This is a genomic window from Pseudomonas sp. Marseille-Q5299, from assembly GCF_943737035.1.
In the GTDB taxonomy this organism is placed as follows: domain Bacteria; phylum Pseudomonadota; class Gammaproteobacteria; order Pseudomonadales; family Pseudomonadaceae; genus Aquipseudomonas; species Aquipseudomonas putida_E.
This window is the reverse complement of the sequence record NZ_CALSFR010000003.1, coordinates 831,933-848,956: the sequence shown is the minus strand read 5'-3', so window position 1 is coordinate 848,956 and position 17,024 is coordinate 831,933. Positions and strand designations below refer to the sequence as shown.

Annotated in this window: 17 protein-coding genes; 10 read left to right on the top strand and 7 right to left on the bottom strand. The window is 61.9% G+C overall.

Going from position 1 to position 17,024, the window contains the following annotated elements:
- Positions 1-73: 73 nt before the first annotated feature.
- The 4 genes from NGJ21_RS12615 to NGJ21_RS12600 all read right to left on the bottom strand — a co-directional run bounded on the left by NGJ21_RS12615 (position 74) and on the right by NGJ21_RS12600 (position 2,696).
- A complete protein-coding gene (locus NGJ21_RS12615) occupies positions 74-928 on the bottom strand; it encodes an endonuclease/exonuclease/phosphatase family protein (protein WP_046786736.1) in 855 nt (284 codons plus the stop codon).
- Between the two features lie 11 nt (positions 929-939).
- Positions 940-1,575, bottom strand: coding sequence for a thiol:disulfide interchange protein DsbA (gene dsbA, locus NGJ21_RS12610; RefSeq protein WP_039602079.1), 636 nt, complete (start codon positions 1,573-1,575; stop codon positions 940-942).
- A 169-nt stretch (positions 1,576-1,744) separates the two neighbouring features.
- On the bottom strand, positions 1,745-2,362 hold the full coding sequence (locus tag NGJ21_RS12605) for a c-type cytochrome (RefSeq protein WP_115273175.1): 618 nt from the start codon (positions 2,360-2,362) through the stop codon (positions 1,745-1,747).
- A gap of 31 nt (positions 2,363-2,393) precedes the next feature.
- Entirely contained in the window at positions 2,394-2,696 is a 303-nt protein-coding gene (locus tag NGJ21_RS12600) for a c-type cytochrome (RefSeq protein ID WP_046786739.1), read from the bottom strand.
- A 193-nt stretch (positions 2,697-2,889) separates the two neighbouring features.
- Between NGJ21_RS12600 and yihA the strand changes: the two genes are divergently transcribed.
- Positions 2,890-3,522, top strand: a complete 633-nt coding sequence (gene yihA / locus NGJ21_RS12595; protein ID WP_012316856.1) for a ribosome biogenesis GTP-binding protein YihA/YsxC — start codon at positions 2,890-2,892, stop codon at positions 3,520-3,522.
- A gap of 369 nt (positions 3,523-3,891) precedes the next feature.
- Here the strand turns inward: yihA and polA are convergent, their stop codons facing one another.
- Complete coding sequence (gene polA / locus NGJ21_RS12590; RefSeq protein ID WP_204919211.1) at positions 3,892-6,639, bottom strand: DNA polymerase I; 2,748 nt, start codon at positions 6,637-6,639, stop codon at positions 3,892-3,894.
- 74 nt (positions 6,640-6,713) lie between these two features.
- Between polA and NGJ21_RS12585 the strand changes: the two genes are divergently transcribed.
- Positions 6,714-7,001 (top strand): DUF2782 domain-containing protein, encoded by a 288-nt coding sequence (locus NGJ21_RS12585; RefSeq protein WP_012316858.1) that lies wholly within the window; start codon positions 6,714-6,716, stop codon positions 6,999-7,001.
- A 69-nt stretch (positions 7,002-7,070) separates the two neighbouring features.
- Positions 7,071-8,021, top strand: a complete 951-nt coding sequence (locus NGJ21_RS12580) for a homoserine kinase (protein WP_012316859.1) — start codon at positions 7,071-7,073, stop codon at positions 8,019-8,021.
- Between the two features lie 151 nt (positions 8,022-8,172).
- On the opposite strand, the gene NGJ21_RS12575 is transcribed toward NGJ21_RS12580, so the two are convergent.
- Complete coding sequence (locus tag NGJ21_RS12575) at positions 8,173-9,129, bottom strand: zinc ABC transporter substrate-binding protein ZnuA (RefSeq protein WP_046786741.1); 957 nt, start codon at positions 9,127-9,129, stop codon at positions 8,173-8,175.
- An 18-nt stretch (positions 9,130-9,147) separates the two neighbouring features.
- Here NGJ21_RS12575 and zur point away from each other — a divergent pair, with 18 nt between their 5' ends.
- The 4 genes from zur (at position 9,148) to NGJ21_RS12555 (ending at position 12,013) form a co-directional block, all read left to right on the top strand.
- Entirely contained in the window at positions 9,148-9,633 is a 486-nt protein-coding gene (gene zur, locus NGJ21_RS12570; RefSeq protein ID WP_046786742.1) for a zinc uptake transcriptional repressor Zur, read from the top strand.
- A complete protein-coding gene (gene znuC / locus NGJ21_RS12565; protein ID WP_046786743.1) occupies positions 9,630-10,403 on the top strand; it encodes a zinc ABC transporter ATP-binding protein ZnuC in 774 nt (257 codons plus the stop codon). Before zur ends, znuC begins: the two co-directional genes overlap by 4 nt.
- Positions 10,396-11,178, top strand: a complete 783-nt coding sequence (gene znuB, locus NGJ21_RS12560; protein ID WP_046786744.1) for a zinc ABC transporter permease subunit ZnuB — start codon at positions 10,396-10,398, stop codon at positions 11,176-11,178. The genes znuC and znuB overlap by 8 nt, the downstream gene beginning before the upstream one ends.
- Positions 11,179-11,305: 127 nt before the next feature.
- A complete protein-coding gene (locus tag NGJ21_RS12555) occupies positions 11,306-12,013 on the top strand; it encodes a PA5502 family lipoprotein (protein WP_115273177.1) in 708 nt (235 codons plus the stop codon).
- Positions 12,014-12,065: 52 nt separating this feature from the next.
- On the opposite strand, the gene katE is transcribed toward NGJ21_RS12555, so the two are convergent.
- Positions 12,066-14,210, bottom strand: coding sequence for a catalase HPII (katE, locus tag NGJ21_RS12550; RefSeq protein WP_251962173.1), 2,145 nt, complete (start codon positions 14,208-14,210; stop codon positions 12,066-12,068).
- 226 nt (positions 14,211-14,436) lie between these two features.
- Here katE and NGJ21_RS12545 point away from each other — a divergent pair, with 226 nt between their 5' ends.
- The 3 genes from NGJ21_RS12545 (at position 14,437) to NGJ21_RS12535 (ending at position 16,950) form a co-directional block, all read left to right on the top strand.
- The gene (locus NGJ21_RS12545) at positions 14,437-15,444 is read left to right on the top strand and encodes a methionine ABC transporter ATP-binding protein (RefSeq protein ID WP_046786747.1); all 1,008 of its coding nucleotides are present in this window, start codon (positions 14,437-14,439) and stop codon (positions 15,442-15,444) included.
- On the top strand, positions 15,444-16,115 hold the full coding sequence (locus NGJ21_RS12540) for a methionine ABC transporter permease (RefSeq protein WP_039603885.1): 672 nt from the start codon (positions 15,444-15,446) through the stop codon (positions 16,113-16,115). Before NGJ21_RS12545 ends, NGJ21_RS12540 begins: the two co-directional genes overlap by 1 nt.
- 64 nt (positions 16,116-16,179) lie before the next feature.
- The gene (locus NGJ21_RS12535; protein ID WP_012316868.1) at positions 16,180-16,950 is read left to right on the top strand and encodes a MetQ/NlpA family ABC transporter substrate-binding protein; all 771 of its coding nucleotides are present in this window, start codon (positions 16,180-16,182) and stop codon (positions 16,948-16,950) included.
- The last annotated feature ends 74 nt before the right edge of the window (positions 16,951-17,024 follow it).

Genomic DNA, 17,024 nt, shown 5'->3' with positions numbered 1-17,024 from the left:
ATCGGTGGGCTATGGTTACACGCTGTCGGCGCACGGCTGGAACTCTTGAGTGCTCCAATGGCCTTTTGCTGATCTAGCTCAGGGCCGGAAGCGTATCCACAGTCAATGCATCAGGCAATCGGATCTCTACGGCGACCGGGAGATGGTCGGAAATAGGCTGGGCCAGCACCTCGACCCGCTCCAGGGTCAGGCTCGGGCTGAGCAGGATGTGGTCCAGGCACCGCTGCGGGCGCCAGCTGGGGAAGGTGGCTTCGACCTGAGGTGCAATCAGGCCCAGATCACGCAATGGAGAATGGTCGAGCAGGTCGTTGGCATGGGTGTTCATGTCGCCCATCAGGACCTGATGGCGGTATCCACCGATCAGTTCACGGATGTAGGCAAGCTGGCGAGCGCGGGTCCTTGCACCAAGCGCAAGATGCATCATGACCACTATCAACGCGTCCTCGCCTTCGCCGAAGCGCACCAGGATCGCACCGCGGCCGGAGGGACCGGGCAGGGGGTGATCTTCCAGCAGATGCGGCTTGAGGCGGCTGAGCACCCCATTGCTGTGCTGGGCGAAATGCCCAAGGTTGCGGTTGAGCTGTTGGTACCAGTAAGGGAAGCCCCCCAACTGGGCCAGGTGCTCCACCTGATTGACGTAACCAGAACGAAGGCTGCCGCCATCTACTTCCTGCAAGGCCACCAGGTCGAAATCATTGAGCAGGTCGCCGATTTTCTGCAGATTGCCGGCGCGCCCGGTGTGCGGCAGCAGATGCTGCCAGCTGCGGGTCAGGTAATGCCGATAGCGCTCGGTACTGATGCCGACCTGGATATTGAAGCTGAGCAGCCGCAGGCGACCATCTTCCGGCAGGCCATTGGCCTGCAGATGATGCTCGTTGACCTGCGGCTGATGCAGGCCAATACCACGCGCGGCTCTGAAGCGGGGCATGGGTTCGCCGCTTACTTAGCGGCGCGCTCCTTGTCGATCAGTTGGTCAGCGACGTTCAGCACGCCTTCCGGGCCCTGAGCGGTGCCGAGGTCAAAACGGTACTTGCCGTTGACCACCATGCTAGGTACGCCGGTGATTTCGTACTTCTTCGCCAGCTCTTTGGCCTGGTTGACCTGGCCCTTGATGGCGAACGAGTTGAAGGTGGCGAGGAACTTGTCCTTGTCGACGCCCTGGGTGGCGAGGAAGTCAGCCATGTCCTGGGGATCGGTCAGGCGCTTGCGCTGGTTCTGAATGGCATCGAACACTGCGGCGTGAACCTTGTGCTCGACGCCCATGGCTTCGAGGGTCAGGAACATTTGGCCGTGGGCGTCCCATGCACCGCCGAACATCGCCGGCACACGTTTGAAGTTGACGTCCTTCGGCAGTTTTTCAACCCAAGGGTTGATCACCGGCTCGAAGTGATAGCAATGAGGGCAGCCGTACCAGAACAGCTCGACCACTTCGATCTTGCCGGGAACGGACACCGGAACAGGGTTGCTCAGCTCGAGGTACTCCTTGCCGGCTGTGGCAGGCTCCGCAGCCTGAACGGCGGACATACCGAATACGCTGGCGGCGACCAGCGCAGCGCTGAGAATCAGTTTACGCATGCTTTACTCCTGAGCAGTCTTTGGTCGCCTCGACACGACCTGTACTGAGACAGGTCGGGAAGGGCCCGAGTTCTGTAGTGTACCGGCTGCGGACTGAAAAAAGGGCGGTCCGCGCCGCCCTTTCATCTTTAGCGTTGCAGCATTAACCGAATGTTAATGCGCAGATAGCTCAGTGAAGGCCCTGGATATAACTGGCCAACGCTTCGATATCATGGTTGCTCAGCTTGCCGGCTATGGTCCGCATGGTCATGGCATCACCATCATTGGTGCGGTTGCCTTCACGGAAGTCGGTGAGCTGCTTGGTCACGTACTGCGAATGCTGGCCACCCAGGTGTGGAAAGCCGGCCAGCGCGATGCCTGCGCCATTGGGCGAATGGCACCCGGTGCAGGCAGGCATGCCTTTTTCCAGATCGCCGCCATTGAACAGCGCCCGGCCACGCTCGACCAACTTGGGGTCGGCGGCGCCGACGCTGCCTTTCTGGCTGGCGAAGTAGGCGGCGATGTCGGCCAGGTCCTGGTCATTGAAGTTGGCCAGCATGCCGGTCATCTCCAGCACGGTACGCTTGCCGGACTTTATGTCATGCAACTGTTTTTCGAGATAGCGCTGGCCCTGGCCGGCCAGTTTCGGAAAATTGGGTGCCAGGCTATTGCCGTCGGGGTTGTGGCAGGCACCACAGATGGCGGTCTTGGCCTGGCCGGCGGCGGCGTCGCCTTTGACAGGTTCTGCAGCATTGGCCGCACCTGCGACACCCATGGTCAACAGCAGACTCACGACTAGTTTGTTCATCAGCTAATCCAACACGGCTAAGGGTGAAATGTTATGTATCGGGACTGCCGCTCATCCAAAGGATGACCAAACGGTAGTCCTCGGCACTGCAGTCCCTGCACAATCCACGCGGCGGCATAGCCTTGAAACCCTGAGTCACATGTGCCATGAGTACCTCCATGCCTTGCGCCAGCCTTGGCTCCCAGGCTGCCCGGTCACCCTTCTTGGGCGCCTGTGGCAACTGCCCGGCGTGACAGGCCGCACACGTGCGGTTGTACAACGCCTCGGGATCCTGTGTAGCCTGTGCGCTGAAAAACGGCAGGAACATACCGACAGCTAGCAGCCATTTCGCCATGCGGAACGACCTGACAGGGTTGGGGGACGCGCTGCGTTCTGATGCGCGAGCTATTGTTCGACACCCCATGCCCGTTCTCCTTCGCTGGGAGAATGAGCACACAAATACTGGGGCATTATATACTTCCGCCATCCAAACGGAAACGACACCGCTTGCCGGCCTAGGCTTTGGCAACACCCACATCGGATATCCCATGCAAGTCAAGAACCCCATCCTCGGCCTCTGCCAGAAAGCCACATTCGCCCTCAGCGCTGCCAAGGTCGAACAATGCCCGGACGACCAGGGTTACGAGGTGGCTTTCGCCGGCCGTTCCAACGCCGGCAAATCCAGCGCCCTCAATACCCTGACTCATGCCAGCCTGGCGCGAACCTCGAAAACTCCAGGGCGCACCCAGCTGTTGAATTTCTTCAGTCTGGACGATGAACGGCGTTTGGTCGACCTGCCAGGTTACGGATATGCAAAAGTCCCGATCCCGCTCAAGCAGCATTGGCAGCGTCACCTGGAGGCCTACCTGGGCAGCCGCGAATGCCTGCGCGGCGTCATCCTGATGATGGATGTGCGCCACCCGATGACCGACTTCGACAAGATGATGCTCGACTGGGCCAGGGCAAGCGGCATGCCTATGCACATCCTGCTGACCAAGGCCGACAAGCTGACCCACGGCGCAGGCAAGAACACCCTGCTCAAGGTGCAGTCGGAAATCCGCAAAGGTTGGGGGGATGGCGTGACCATCCAGCTGTTCTCGGCCCCCAAGCGTCTGGGGCTGGAAGAGGCCTACAAGGTGCTGGCGGGCTGGATGGAGCTGGAAGACAAGCCGGTAGCCTGAAGCGACGTCATCGCCGGCAAGTCGGCTTCCCACCCTGTGGGGGCCGGCTTTTGGCGATAGTGCCGCCATCGTCACCCCCAAATTTCGGGCAAAAAAAACCCCGGACTTCGTATGGGGAGGGGGAAGTTCGGGGTCCAAGTCCGGACCGCTAGGGCGGGGTCCAGATATCTGCCAACACTTAACACAACATAGGAGCATCGAAGGGCTTCACCAGCCATTCAGTTACTCTGAGTTCCGCTTCACCGGTTTAGTTCCAGAGCCCTCAAAACTATTTGCGATAGTTTCATGAAACCGTAGTACTAATGGCATCGAGCCATGCCAGGATCCGCGTCGCTGCAACCCGGATCCTACACAGGTTTCCCTGCTCAATCAGTGAGCTTCGTCCCAATTCGAACCAACGCCGACTTCGACCAGCAGCGGTACATCCAGTTGCGCGGCCTTGCTCATGTGCCCGCGAATTTCATCTTTCACCTGCTCGACCAGGTCTTCGCGCACTTCAAGCACCAATTCGTCGTGTACCTGCAAGATCACACGAGCATCGAGGCCGCTTTCGCTCAGCCAGTTGTCCACGTTGACCATTGCCCGTTTGATGATGTCGGCGGCGGTACCCTGCATCGGTGCGTTGATCGCCGTGCGCTCGGCGCCCTTGCGTAGGGCCGGATTCTTGGCGTTGATGTCCGGCAGGTAAAGCCTGCGGCCGAACAAGGTCTCGACGAAGCCTTGCTCGGCAGCCTGGGCGCGGGTGCGTTCCATGTAGGCCAACACGCCTGGGTAACGGGCGAAATAGCGGTCGATGTAATCCTGCGACTGCTTGCGGTCTACGCCGATCTGCTTGGCCAGGCCGAAGGCGCTCATACCGTAGATCAGGCCAAAGTTGATGGCTTTGGCGCTACGACGCTGATCGGTGGTGACCGCTTCCAGGGCTACGCCAAAAACTTCCGCAGCCGTGGCACGGTGCACATCCAGGTCATTGCGGAAGGCGTGCAGCAGGCCTTCGTCCTTGGCCAGGTGGGCCATGATGCGCAGTTCGATCTGCGAATAGTCCGCCGCCAGCAACTTGTAGCCCGGGCTGGCGATGAACGCCTGGCGGATACGCCGGCCTTCGGCGGTACGGATAGGGATGTTCTGCAGGTTCGGGTCGCTGGACGACAGGCGCCCAGTGGCGGCCACGGCCTGCTGGTAAGACGTATGGATCCGCCCGGTTCGCGGGTTGATCTGCCCCGGCAACTTGTCGGTGTACGTGCTCTTGAGCTTGCTCAGGCTGCGGTACTGCATCAGTACCTCCGGCAACGGGTAGCCTTGCTCGGCCAACTCGTCCAGTACTGCTTCGGCCGTGGAAGGCTGGCCCTTGGCGGTCTTGCTCAGCACCGGCATGCCGAGCTTGTCGTAGAGGATCGAGCCGAGCTGCTTGGGCGAGCCGAGGTTGAATTCCTCACCCGCCAGCTCGAAGGCCCGACGCTCGAGGTCGGCCATTTTCACGCCCAGCTCACCGCTCTGTATCTGTAACAGGGCAGCATCAACCAGCGCGCCCTGGCGCTCGATCTTGGCCAGCACCGGCACCAGCGGCATCTCGATATCCATCAGCACCGGCTGTACGCTCGGTGTCTGCGCAAGGCGGGCCTGCAGCGCCTGATGCAGGCGCAGGGTAATGTCGGCATCTTCGGCGGCGTAAGGGCCGGCCTTGTCCAGGTGGATCTGGTTGAAGGTCAGCTGTTTGGCGCCTTTGCCGGCGATGTCTTCGAACGCGATGGTGGCGTGGTCGAGATACTTCTGCGCCAGGCTGTCCATATCATGGCGGGTTGCAGTGGAGTTGAGCACATACGATTCAAGCATGGTGTCATAGGCCACGCCCTGCATCTGGATCGCCGGCGAGCCATTGGCAAGGATGTTGATATCGTACTTGGCGTTCTGCCCTACCTTTGCCTTGGCCGGGTCTTGCAGGAGCGGCTTCAATGCCAGCAACACGGCTTCGCGATCCAGTTGCACCGGCGCGCCTTCATAGTCGTGTGCCAACGGTACGTAAGCCGCTTCATGGGGTTCGACAGCGAAGGACAGGCCGACCAGCTGTGCCTTTTGCGCATCGAGGCTGGTGGTCTCGGTATCGAAAGCGAACAGCGGCGCCTGACGCAGCTTTTCCAGCCAGGCATCGAAGCGAGCCTGATCGCGGATGGTTTCGTATTTCGGCTCGACCGTGGCCGCAGGCGCCTGCACAGGCGCAACTTCATCGCCGGCCCTGGCCGCGTCCCGCTGAACGTCGGCGATCCAGCTCTTGAATTCCATCTCGGTATAAAGCGCCAGCAGCGCTTCACGGTCCGGCTCGCCGCACACCAGGGCGTCCACTTCGATATCCAGTGGCACGTCGACTTTGATGGTCGCCAGTTCGTAGGACAAAAACGCCGCGTCACGGTGTTCTTCGAGCTTGGCCGGCAGGGTCTTGGCGCCACGAATCGCCAGTGCCGGCACCTTGTCCAGGTTGGCGTACAGGTCGCTGAGGCCGCCGCCGATACCGGTCAGCAGCCCTACTGCGGTTTTTTCACCGACCCCAGGTACGCCTGGGATGTTGTCGACCTTGTCGCCCATCAGGGCGAGGAAGTCGATGATGTGCTCCGGGCCGACGCCGAACTTCTCATGCACGCCAGCCACATCCAGCACACTGCCCGTCATGGTGTTGACCAGGGTAACGTGGCCGTCCACCAGCTGCGCCATATCCTTGTCACCGGTCGAGATGATCACTGGCCGCCCCTTTGCCGCACTGCTGCGCGCCAGCGTGCCGATCACGTCGTCGGCCTCGACCCCCTCGACGCACAGCAGCGGGTAACCCAGAGCCTTGACGCTGGCATGCAGCGGCTCCACCTGCACCCGCAGGTCGTCCGGCATGCTGGGGCGGTTGGCCTTGTACTCGGCGAACATGGCATCGCGAAAGGTACCGCCCTTGGCATCGAACACCACGGCGAACAGGCTGTCGGGGTATTGCTTGCGCAGGCTCTTGAGCATGTTCAACACACCCTTGACCGCGCCGGTGGGCATGCCCTTGGAAGTGGTCAGCGGCGGCAGCGCGTGGAAGGCGCGGTAAAGGTAGGAGGAACCGTCCACCAGGACGAGGGGCGCTTGGCTCATGAGCAGAATCAACCTTTTCGGCGGGTCCGGAGCTAGAATAGCCGGATCAATGACGACAAAGGGACAAGGTTATCATGCGTACACTCAATCGCCTGTTACTGCTCAGCCTGTTGGCAACCATGCCAGTCGTCACCCTGGCGGCGGACGACGCCCCCTCGGCAGATCCCGAGGTGACCATTCGCACGGAAGGCGATAAAACCATCCAGGAATACCGGCAGAACGGCTTCCTGTATGCGATCAAGATCACGCCGAAAAACGGCAAGCCTTATTTTCTGGTACGCGCCGATGGCTCTGATGGCAATTTCATTCGTTCCGACCAACCGGACATGCTGATACCGTCCTGGAAGATCTTCGAGTGGTAATCTGACGCGTACCGTTCACATCAACCTGGCACTTCCCGGCGGAAGTGCCCGTATGGGCATTCTTTCATCATGTCAGTCTTCACCCCCGTGACCCGGCCTGAGCTGGAAACCTTTCTGGCGCCGTATCAGCTGGGCCGTCTGCTCGATTTCCAGGGCATTGCCGCCGGCACCGAAAACAGCAACTTCTTCGTCAGCCTCGAACAGGGGGAGTTCGTCCTGACGCTGATCGAGCGCGGCCCCAGCGAGGACATGCCGTTCTTCATCGAACTGCTCGACACGCTGCACGCCGCCGATATGCCGGTGCCTTACGCCATACGTGACCGTGACGGCAATGGCCTGCGCGAGCTGTGCGGCAAGCCGGCACTGCTGCAACCAAGGCTGTCGGGCAAGCACATCAAGGCGCCGAACAACCAGCACTGCGCCCAGGTAGGTGAGCTGCTGGCGCATATCCACCTGGCCACCCGCGAGCACGTCATCGAGCGCAAGACCGATCGCGGCCTGGACTGGATGCTCGCCAGCGGTGCCGAGCTGATGCCACGCCTCACGGCAGAACAGGTTGCCCTGTTGCAGCCGGCGCTGGACGAAATCATCGCGCACAAGGCGCAGATCCTGGCATTGCCGCGGGCCAACCTGCATGCCGACCTGTTCCGCGACAACGTGATGTTCGAAGGCACCCACCTGACCGGCGTGATCGACTTCTACAATGCCTGCTCGGGGCCGATGCTGTACGACATCGCCATCACCGTGAATGACTGGTGCCTGGATGAAACCGGCGCGATCGATATGCCTCGTGCCCAGGCCCTGCTGGCGGCCTATGCAGCGCTACGGCCGTTCACGGCAGCCGAGGCCGAGCTCTGGCCACAGATGTTGCGGGTCGGGTGCGTGCGCTTCTGGCTGTCGCGTTTGATCGCGGCCGAGTCGTTTGCCGGGATGGATGTGATGATCCATGACCCGAGCGAGTTCGAGGTGCGTCTGGCGCAGCGCCAGCAAGTGGCTTTGCACCTGCCGTTCGCGCTCTGACCGAAGCGCCACGGCTCTCGGTAGGAGCGGCCTTGTGTCGCGAAAGGGCTGCGCAGCAGCCCCAGACATATCTGCGGCAGCGCGATATCCGGGGCCGCTTTGCGGCCCTTTCGCGACACAAGGCCGCTCCTACAGCGCCTATGCAAATGGCTTAAAGCTGCTCCAGGCACCCTGCCAGCTCTGCGCCCAGCTTTTCCAGCAAACGCTCGTAGCCCTTGGCATCCACTGGGTCATTCCCGCCCAACGCATCCAGCTCAGCCAAGCGCACCGGCAGCCCGGCCGTCAGCGTCTCAGCCAAGCGCGGTCGCAGCGGCGGCTCACTGAACACACAGGTCTTGCCCACTTCCTGCAGACGCTTGCGCATGGCAGCGACATGCTGCGCCCCCGGCTGCACTTCGGCCGCCACGCTGAACACACCCGCGTGCTTGAGCCCATAAGCAGACTCGAAGTAGTCAAACGCTTCGTGGAACACGAAGTAAGGTTTGTCGGCAATACCCGCCACCCGGGCCTTGATGCGTGCATCCAGGCTATCGAGGCGTGCAGTGAAGGCCTTCAGGTTGCTCTGGTAGCGCGCGGCATTGGCAGGGTCCGCCGACGCCAGGTCCGCCGCCATCTTCGCCGCAATCACCCGGGCGTTAACTGACGACAACCATAAATGCGCGTCCAGGCTGCCCGGACGATGATCGTGGTCATGCTCATCGTGGTCTTCTTCATCGTGTGAATGGCTGTCCTCGCCAAAGTGGCGCAACTGCATGCCCGGCAGCGACTGAACAGCCACGACAGGTTTGCTGCGGCTGCCCAACACCCGCGGCAGGAAACCTTCCATGTCGGGGCCGATCCAGTACAGCAGGTCGGCATCGCCGACGCGGCGCACGTCGGATGGGCGCAGGGCATAGTGGTGCGGCGAGGCGCCAGGAGGCAGCAGCACCTCGGGGCTACCAACCCCGTCCTGCACAGCGGCGGCAATCTGCTGCAACGGTTTGATACTGGTCAGCACACGCACGTCGGCTTGCGCCGAGCAGGCGATAAAAGCGACAAAAAGCACAAGCAATCGGGACACAGTGAATACTCGACTCGTCAGAAACAGGTAACATAATAACGTCTCCATCCAGAACCGTCGCTGCTCATGTCCATCACGCCGCTGGCCCACCGTCCCCACGATCACTCTCATTGCGTGCACAGCGCCCTGACCGAGGCCGAGGTGCTGTGCACCCGCCAGGGCCTGCGCCTGACCGCACTGCGCCGGCGTGTGCTGGAGCTGGTATGGCAAAGCCACAAGCCGCTGGGCGCCTACGACATCCTCGCCGTGCTCAGCGAACAGGATGGCCGGCGTGCTGCGCCACCAACCGTTTATCGGGCGCTGGATTTCCTGCTGGAAAACGGCCTGGTACACCGCATCGCTTCACTCAACGCCTTCATCGGTTGCAGCCACCCCGAGCACGCGCACCAGGGCCAGTTCCTGATCTGCCGCGAATGCCACGTCGCCATCGAACTGGAGCAGGACAGCATCAGCGATGCGATCATCGCCAGCGCCAAAGGCGTGGGTTTCAGCGTGGAAACGCAGACGGTGGAAATCGTCGGCCTGTGCGGCAATTGCCGGGGCGCCGCATGAGCGATGCACTGATCCGTCTGGAGCAAGTCGGCGTCACGTTCGGCGGCGAGGCCGTGCTCGACAGCATCGACCTGTCGGTGGCACCCGGCCAGATCGTCACCCTGATCGGGCCCAACGGCGCAGGCAAGACTACCTTGGTCCGTGCTGTGCTCGGGCTGCTCAAGCCGCACCGCGGCACAGTGTGGCGCAAGCCGAAACTGCGTATCGGCTACATGCCGCAAAAAATCCAGGTGGACGCCACGCTGCCGTTGTCGGTGCTGCGCTTTCTGCGCCTGGTACCCGGTGTAGACCGGCAGGCAGCGTTGTCGGCACTGCAGGAAGTGGGCGCCGAACAGGTCATCGACAGCCCGATCCAGACCATTTCCGGCGGCGAGATGCAGCGCGTGCTGCTGGCCAGGGCGCTGCTGCGCGAGCCCCAGCTGCTGGTACTGGATGAGCCGGTACAAGGCGTCGACGTGGTCGGCCAGACCGAGCTGTACAACCTCATCACTCGCCTGCGCGACCGCCATGGTTGCGGGGTATTGATGGTCTCGCACGATCTGCACCTGGTGATGAGCGCCACCGACCAGGTGGTCTGCCTCAACCGGCATGTGTGCTGCTCCGGCCACCCCGAGCAGGTCAGCAACGACCCCGCCTTCGTCGAACTGTTCGGCCAGAACGCACCGAGCCTGGCCGTCTACCACCACCACCACGATCACAGCCACGACCTGCATGGCTCGGTGGTCGCCCCTGGCACCCATGTTCACGGAGACCACTGCAAGCATGGCTGATTTTCTTCTTTACGCCCTGCTCGCGGGTCTTTCCCTGGCGCTGGTGGCTGGCCCGCTGGGCTCCTTCGTGGTGTGGCGGCGCATGGCCTATTTCGGCGATACCTTGTCCCACGCAGCGCTGCTGGGCGTGGCCATGGGCTTCGTGCTGGACGTCAGCCCGGCGCTGGCGGTAACCGTGGGGTGCCTGTTGCTGGCGTTGCTGCTGGTAACCCTGCAGCAACGCCAGCCATTGGCGTCCGACACCCTGCTCGGCATCCTCGCGCCCAGCACCTTGTCGCTGGGCCTGGTGGTGCTGAGCTTCATGCACGACGTACGCATCGACCTGATGGCCTACCTGTTCGGCGACTTGCTGGCCATCAGTACCACTGACCTGGCCTGGATCCTGGGCGGCAGTGCGCTGGTACTGCTGCTGCTTGCAGTCCTTTGGCGACCGTTGCTGGCGGTTACCGTCCACGAAGAGCTGGCCATGGTTGAAGGCCTGCCGGTCGCTGGCCTGCGCCTGGCGCTGATGCTGCTGATTGCCGTGGTCATCGCCGTCGCCATGAAGATCGTCGGCGTGCTGTTGATCACCTCCCTGCTGATCATCCCTGCCGCTGCGGCACAGCGCCACGCGCGCTCGCCGGAGCAGATGGCAGTGGGGGCCAGCCTGCTGGGCGTCACGGCCGTCTGCGGCGGCCTGGCCATGTCCTGGTTCAAGGACACCCCGGCCGGCCCATCGATCGTGGTCTGCGCGGCAGTGCTATTCTTGCTGAGCCTGGCCCTGCCCAAACGCTGAAAACCGGGGTGCGCCATGGCACACCCTGCAACCTTTTCGCGGGTAAAGGGTCTGTAAGACTTGTTTTCGAGCGTGCGCACCTGGGTGTAGACTTGCTCGCTTTTTGCGCAAATAGAGAGTCGCAGGAATGAAGCCGTTCGCATCCCGTTATCTGCTTGTTGCCGCGTTTTCCCTGTTCCTGGCCGCTTGTTCAAGTGCGCCGGTCGAGCAGCCCGGTGCACCTGCCCAAGCCGATGCCTGGCAGCAGCTGCAGCAAAGTATCAACAGCAATGAACTGGCCACAGCCGAAGATCAGCTTGCCTCGCTGCAGGCTCAATCGCCCGACGATGGCCGCCTGGAACAGTACCAGCGGCAGTTGGCTGAGGCTTACCTCAAACGCAGCCAGATCGTCCTTCAGAAGGGTGACGTCAACGCTGCCGCAACCGCGCTGGCACGTGCCCGCGCACTGATGCCGCAGGCACCTGCCGTGACTGGCGGTGACGCGGTCTCACAGGCACGCAAGGCTGAGCTGGAAAAAGCCGAGGCCGCCCTGAAGGCTGCCGAGGCCAAGCCCAAGGCGCGGGTGATCGACCCGACCGCGCCTAGCACGGTCATTGCACTGAAGACCACGGACATCCGGGCCATGCGCCGGCAGCTCGATGAAATTGCCACTGATGTGGTGAATTATCAGTGCGACGTGGTGTTCCAGGTACCTCGCACCGAAGATGCGCCTTGGTTGAAGACCTTGCTGGAAAAGCGGGTTCGCAAGATCGACAGCGGCTTCGCACTTGAGCAAAAACACGAGATTCAGCGCAAGTTGCCCGCTCAGGTGGTATTGGTACCGCATCAGCGTTGACACTTCTGGGGGCCCATCGCCGGCAGCCGGCGATGGGTACCAACGCAGCGTCTTACGCAGGGATCGCCTCTGCAGCCGCCTCCCGCTCCCAGACCCGATGCCCTTCCACGGCTTTGACGAAGGCATCCACTGCCTTCTGATCATCCCCAAGCAACAAGCCTTTGTCCTCCTTCAGGCCCAAGCTGCCCAGCAACGCTTTGGCCTCTTTGGCCAACACGATCGCCTTCAAATGCTTGTAACCCTCGAGCAGGAAGTGCTTGGCCACACCACTGCCGCTCAAGGCATCGATTGAAGCCTTGCCTCCCGGCACCACTAACCCGTCGAACATGATCGACGGCATACCCTCGATCGAAGCATCCACCGGCAATTGCTTGCCATCGGCGCTCTTCACCGGCGCCGAGGATGGCCCCAGCAGCATGGGCCGCGCGCTTTGTGCTTCGAGCGCCTTGACCAGCCTGTCGACGCTCGCGGCGTCCACGCCATCGGCGACCACAACGGCAATCTTGCGTCCCTTGATGCCCACATCTCCAGGGTGGTTCATCTGGCTCAAAGCCTTGGACTGCGCAAGCTTGCTACCTTTGACCTGAACCGTGCCCTGCTTGGGCGCCGGCAAGCCGAGGTTGGCCGCCACAGCCGCTGCCAGCTTCAGGTCGATATTGGCCAGGATCTCATTGACCTCACGCGCGCGGATTGCTTCGCGCTCCACCTTGCCCAATTCAAAGCTGTAGGCCTTGATGATGTGCTGCTGCTCGGTCGGGCTCATGCTCTGGAAGAACAGCCGCGCCTGCGAGAAATGATCGCCGAACGACTCGCTGCGCTGGCGGATCTTGTGTGCCTCGATGCGCTCCTGATAGCTCTCGAAGCCACCATCCTGCGCCGCCGGCGGCGTTTCCCGCGGCCAGCCGCCATCGATCGAATTGGGCTCGTAGGAAGCACGGCCCTTGTCGATGGTCATGCGGTGCATGGCGTCGCGCTGGCTGCTGTGGTTCGGCGCTACCGGCCGGTTGATCGGGATCTCGTGGAAGTTCGGGCCGCCAAGGCGGCTGATCTGTGTGTCGGTATAGGAGAACAGCCGGCCCTGTAGCAGCGGGTCGTTGCTGAAGTCGATGCCCGGCACGATATGGCCAGGGCAGAAAGCGACCTGCTCGGTCTCGGCGAAGAAGTTGTCCGGGTTGCGGTTGAGCACCATCTTGCCGAGCGGCGTCACCGGTACCAGCTCCTCGGGGATCAGTTTGGTCGGGTCGAGCAGGTCGAAATCAAACTTGTGCTCATCGGCCTCTGGGACGATCTGCACGCCCAGTTCCCACTCGGGGTAATCACCCGTCTCGATCGCATCCCACAGATCGCGGCGATGGTAGTCGGTGTCCTTGCCTGCCAGCTTCTGGGCTTCGTCCCACAGTACCGAATGCACACCCTGGCGTGGCTTCCAGTGGAACTTGACGAAGCTGGCCACCCCTTGGGCATTGATCAGGCGGAAAGTATGCACGCCAAAGCCTTCCATCATCCGCAGGCTCCGCGGGATGGCGCGGTCGGACATGGCCCAGATGACCATGTGCGCCGACTCAGGCACCAGCGAGACAAAATCCCAGAACGTGTCGTGGGCTGAACCGCCCGTGGGCATTTCATTGTGCGGCTCAGGTTTGACCGCATGCACGAAGTCGGGAAACTTGATGGCATCCTGAATGAAAAATACCGGCATGTTGTTGCCAACGAGGTCAAAATTGCCCTCATCGGTGTAGAACTTCACAGCAAAGCCACGCACGTCGCGCACCGTGTCACCCGACCCGCGCGGGCCTTGTACGGTGGAGAAGCGCACGAAGACCGGGGTTATCTTTTCGGGGTCCTGGAGGAAACCGGCCTTGGTCAGTTCGCTATGGTTGCCGTAGCTCTGGAAGTAGCCGTGGGCACCGGTACCTCGGGCGTGGACGATACGCTCGGGAATGCGCTCGTGGTCGAAGTGGGTGATCTTCTCGCGCATGATGAAGTCTTCGAGCAGCGATGGCCCACGAGCACCAGCCTTCAGGCTGTTCTGGTTGTCGGCTACCTTCACACCCTGGTTGGTACGCAAGGCCTGGCCAGTGGCATCGCTGCGAAACGCCTCCAGGCTCTGCAGCTTGGCGTTGGTGTTGGCGCGGTCGGGGGTCTGCGTGCCGGCGGCCTCACTGTGCTTGGGCGCGTCCGTTTTCTTGCTGGTCATGGTCGGCTCTCCTCATCAGTCTTCAGGCTTGCCCTCTGCGGGCTCGTTCCAGTAGTGACTAGAGGGCTTTGGCGAGCGTTCAATCGGGATTACCAGTTGTCGCGTTATGCCTGATGGATTGGTCCATTACGAAATAAATGCTAAGAACAACTATTGGAAAAGGCTAAAATGCGCCACCCCAGCCAACCGCTGACCCAAATTCCATGCGCCCCACAAGGTTCGCTACGTGATCGAGTTCCAACATGTACACAAGACCTACCGCGTCGCCGGTAGGGAAATCCCCGCTCTGAACCCAACCAGCCTGACCATCGAAGACGGCCAGGTGTTCGGCCTGATCGGCCATTCCGGCGCAGGCAAAAGCACCATGCTGCGCCTGATCAACCGGCTGGAAGAGCCCTCTGGCGGGAAGATCATCGTCGACGGCGAAGACGTTACCGCCTTCAACGCCAACCAGCTGCGCGGCTTCCGCCAGCAAGTCGGGATGATCTTCCAGCACTTCAACCTGCTGGCCTCCAAGACCGTCGCCGACAATGTCGCCCTGCCGCTGACGCTGGCGGGTGGGCTGTCGCGGGCCGAAATCGACAAACGCGTCACCGGGCTGCTGGCCCGCGTGGGCCTGTCGGACCACGCAAAAAAGTACCCGGCGCAGCTCTCCGGCGGCCAGAAGCAGCGCGTCGGCATCGCCCGCGCCCTGTCGACCAACCCGAAGATCCTGCTGTGCGACGAAGCCACCAGCGCCCTGGACCCGCAAACCACCGCATCGGTGCTGCAGTTGCTGGCCGAGATCAACCGTGAGCTGAAGCTGACCATCGTGCTGATCACCCACGAGATGGACGTGATCCGCCGTGTCTGCGACCGCGTCGCGGTGATGGACGCCGGCCATATCGTCGAGCAAGGCTCGGTGGCCGACGTGTTCCTGCACCCGCAGCACCCCACCACCAAGCGCTTTGTCCAGGAAGACGAGCAGGTCGATGAAGGCGAGCAGCGCGACGATTTTGCCCACGTGCCAGGCCGCATCGTGCGCCTGACCTTCCAGGGCGACGCCACCTACGCGCCGCTACTGGGCACCGTGGCCCGCGAAACCGGTGTCGACTACAGCATCCTCGCCGGGCGTATCGACCGCATCAAGGATGTGCCCTATGGGCAGCTGACCCTGGCCGTCACCGGCGGCGACATGGAAGCGGCGTTCGACCGCTTCACGGCAGCTGACGTACATATGGAGGTACTGCGTTGATGGACGCCCTGAATTTCTTCGCCAACGTCGACTGGGCCGAAATCTGGCTGGCCACCATCGACACCATGATCATGCTGTTCGGCTCGCTGTTCTTCACCGTGCTGCTGGGCCTGCCACTGGGCGTGCTGCTGTTCCTCTGCGGGCCGAAGCAGATGTTCGAACAGCGGGGCGTGTATGCGCTGCTGTCGCTGGTGGTCAACATCCTGCGCTCGTTGCCGTTCATCATCCTGCTGATCGTGATGATCCCGATCACTGTGCTGATCACCGGTACCTCGCTGGGCGTTGCCGGCGCCATCCCGCCGCTGGTGGTGGGTGCCACGCCGTTCTTCGCCCGCCTGGTGGAAACTGCCCTGCGTGAGGTGGACCGCGGCATCATCGAGGCCACCCAGTCGATGGGCGCCACCACCCGCCAGATCATCACCAGTGCGCTGTTGCCGGAGGCCCGCCCGGGCATCTTCGCGGCCATTACCGTCACCGCCATCACCTTGGTCTCGTACACCGCCATGGCCGGCGTTGTCGGCGCTGGCGGCCTGGGCGACCTGGCCATCCGCTTCGGCTACCAGCGTTTCCAGACCGATGTAATGGTGGTCACCGTGGTACTGCTGCTGGTTCTGGTTCAAGTACTGCAGAGCGTGGGCGACAAACTGGTCGTGCATTTTTCCCGTAAGTAACCCCAATGGGGTCGGCCCGGCCGACCCGTTCGGGGGCCGTCGCGGCCCTCACAAGGAGTGATTCATGAAGAAGCTGCTTGCTGTCGCTGCCGCTGTCGCGGCGTTCTCGGCCCACGCCGGTGACCTGACTGTCGCCGCCACCCCGGTGCCGCACGCCGAAATTCTCAACTTCGTCAAACCGCAGCTGGAAAAAGAGGGTGTAAACCTGAAGGTGAAAGAGTTCACCGACTATATCCAGCCGAACGTACAAGTCGCAGAGAAGCGCCTTGATGCCAACTTCTTCCAGCACCAGCCGTACCTGGATGAGTTCAACAAGGCCAAGGGCACCAACCTGGTCAGCGTTGCCGGCGTGCACATCGAGCCGCTGGGCGTCTACTCGGCCAAGATCAAGAAGCTCGACGAACTGCCTTCCGGTGCCACCGTGGTCATCCCCAACGACGCCACCAACGGCGGCCGTGCCTTGCTGCTGCTGGACAAGGCCGGCGTGATCAAGCTCAAGGACAACAGCAATATCCTGTCGACCGTGAAGGACGTTGTCGCGAACCCGAAGAACGTGAAGTTCCGTGAGCTCGAAGCGGCCACCATCCCGCGTGTACTGACCCAGGTCGATGCTGCCCTGATCAACACCAACTACGCGCTGGAAGCCAAACTGAACCCGGAAAAAGACGCGCTGGCCATTGAAGGCAGCGACTCACCGTACGTGAACATCCTAGTTGCCCGCCCGGACAACAAGGACTCGCAAGACATGAAGAAACTGGCGGCTGCGCTGCATTCGCCTGAGGTGAAGCAGTTCATCACCGAGAAGTACAAAGGCGCTGTAGTGCCGGCGTTCTGATCAGAAATCCCCGGGCCGCTTTGCGGCCCCAGGATTTCATCGGCATGCAAAAACCGTCGGCCTGCTTTGCAGGC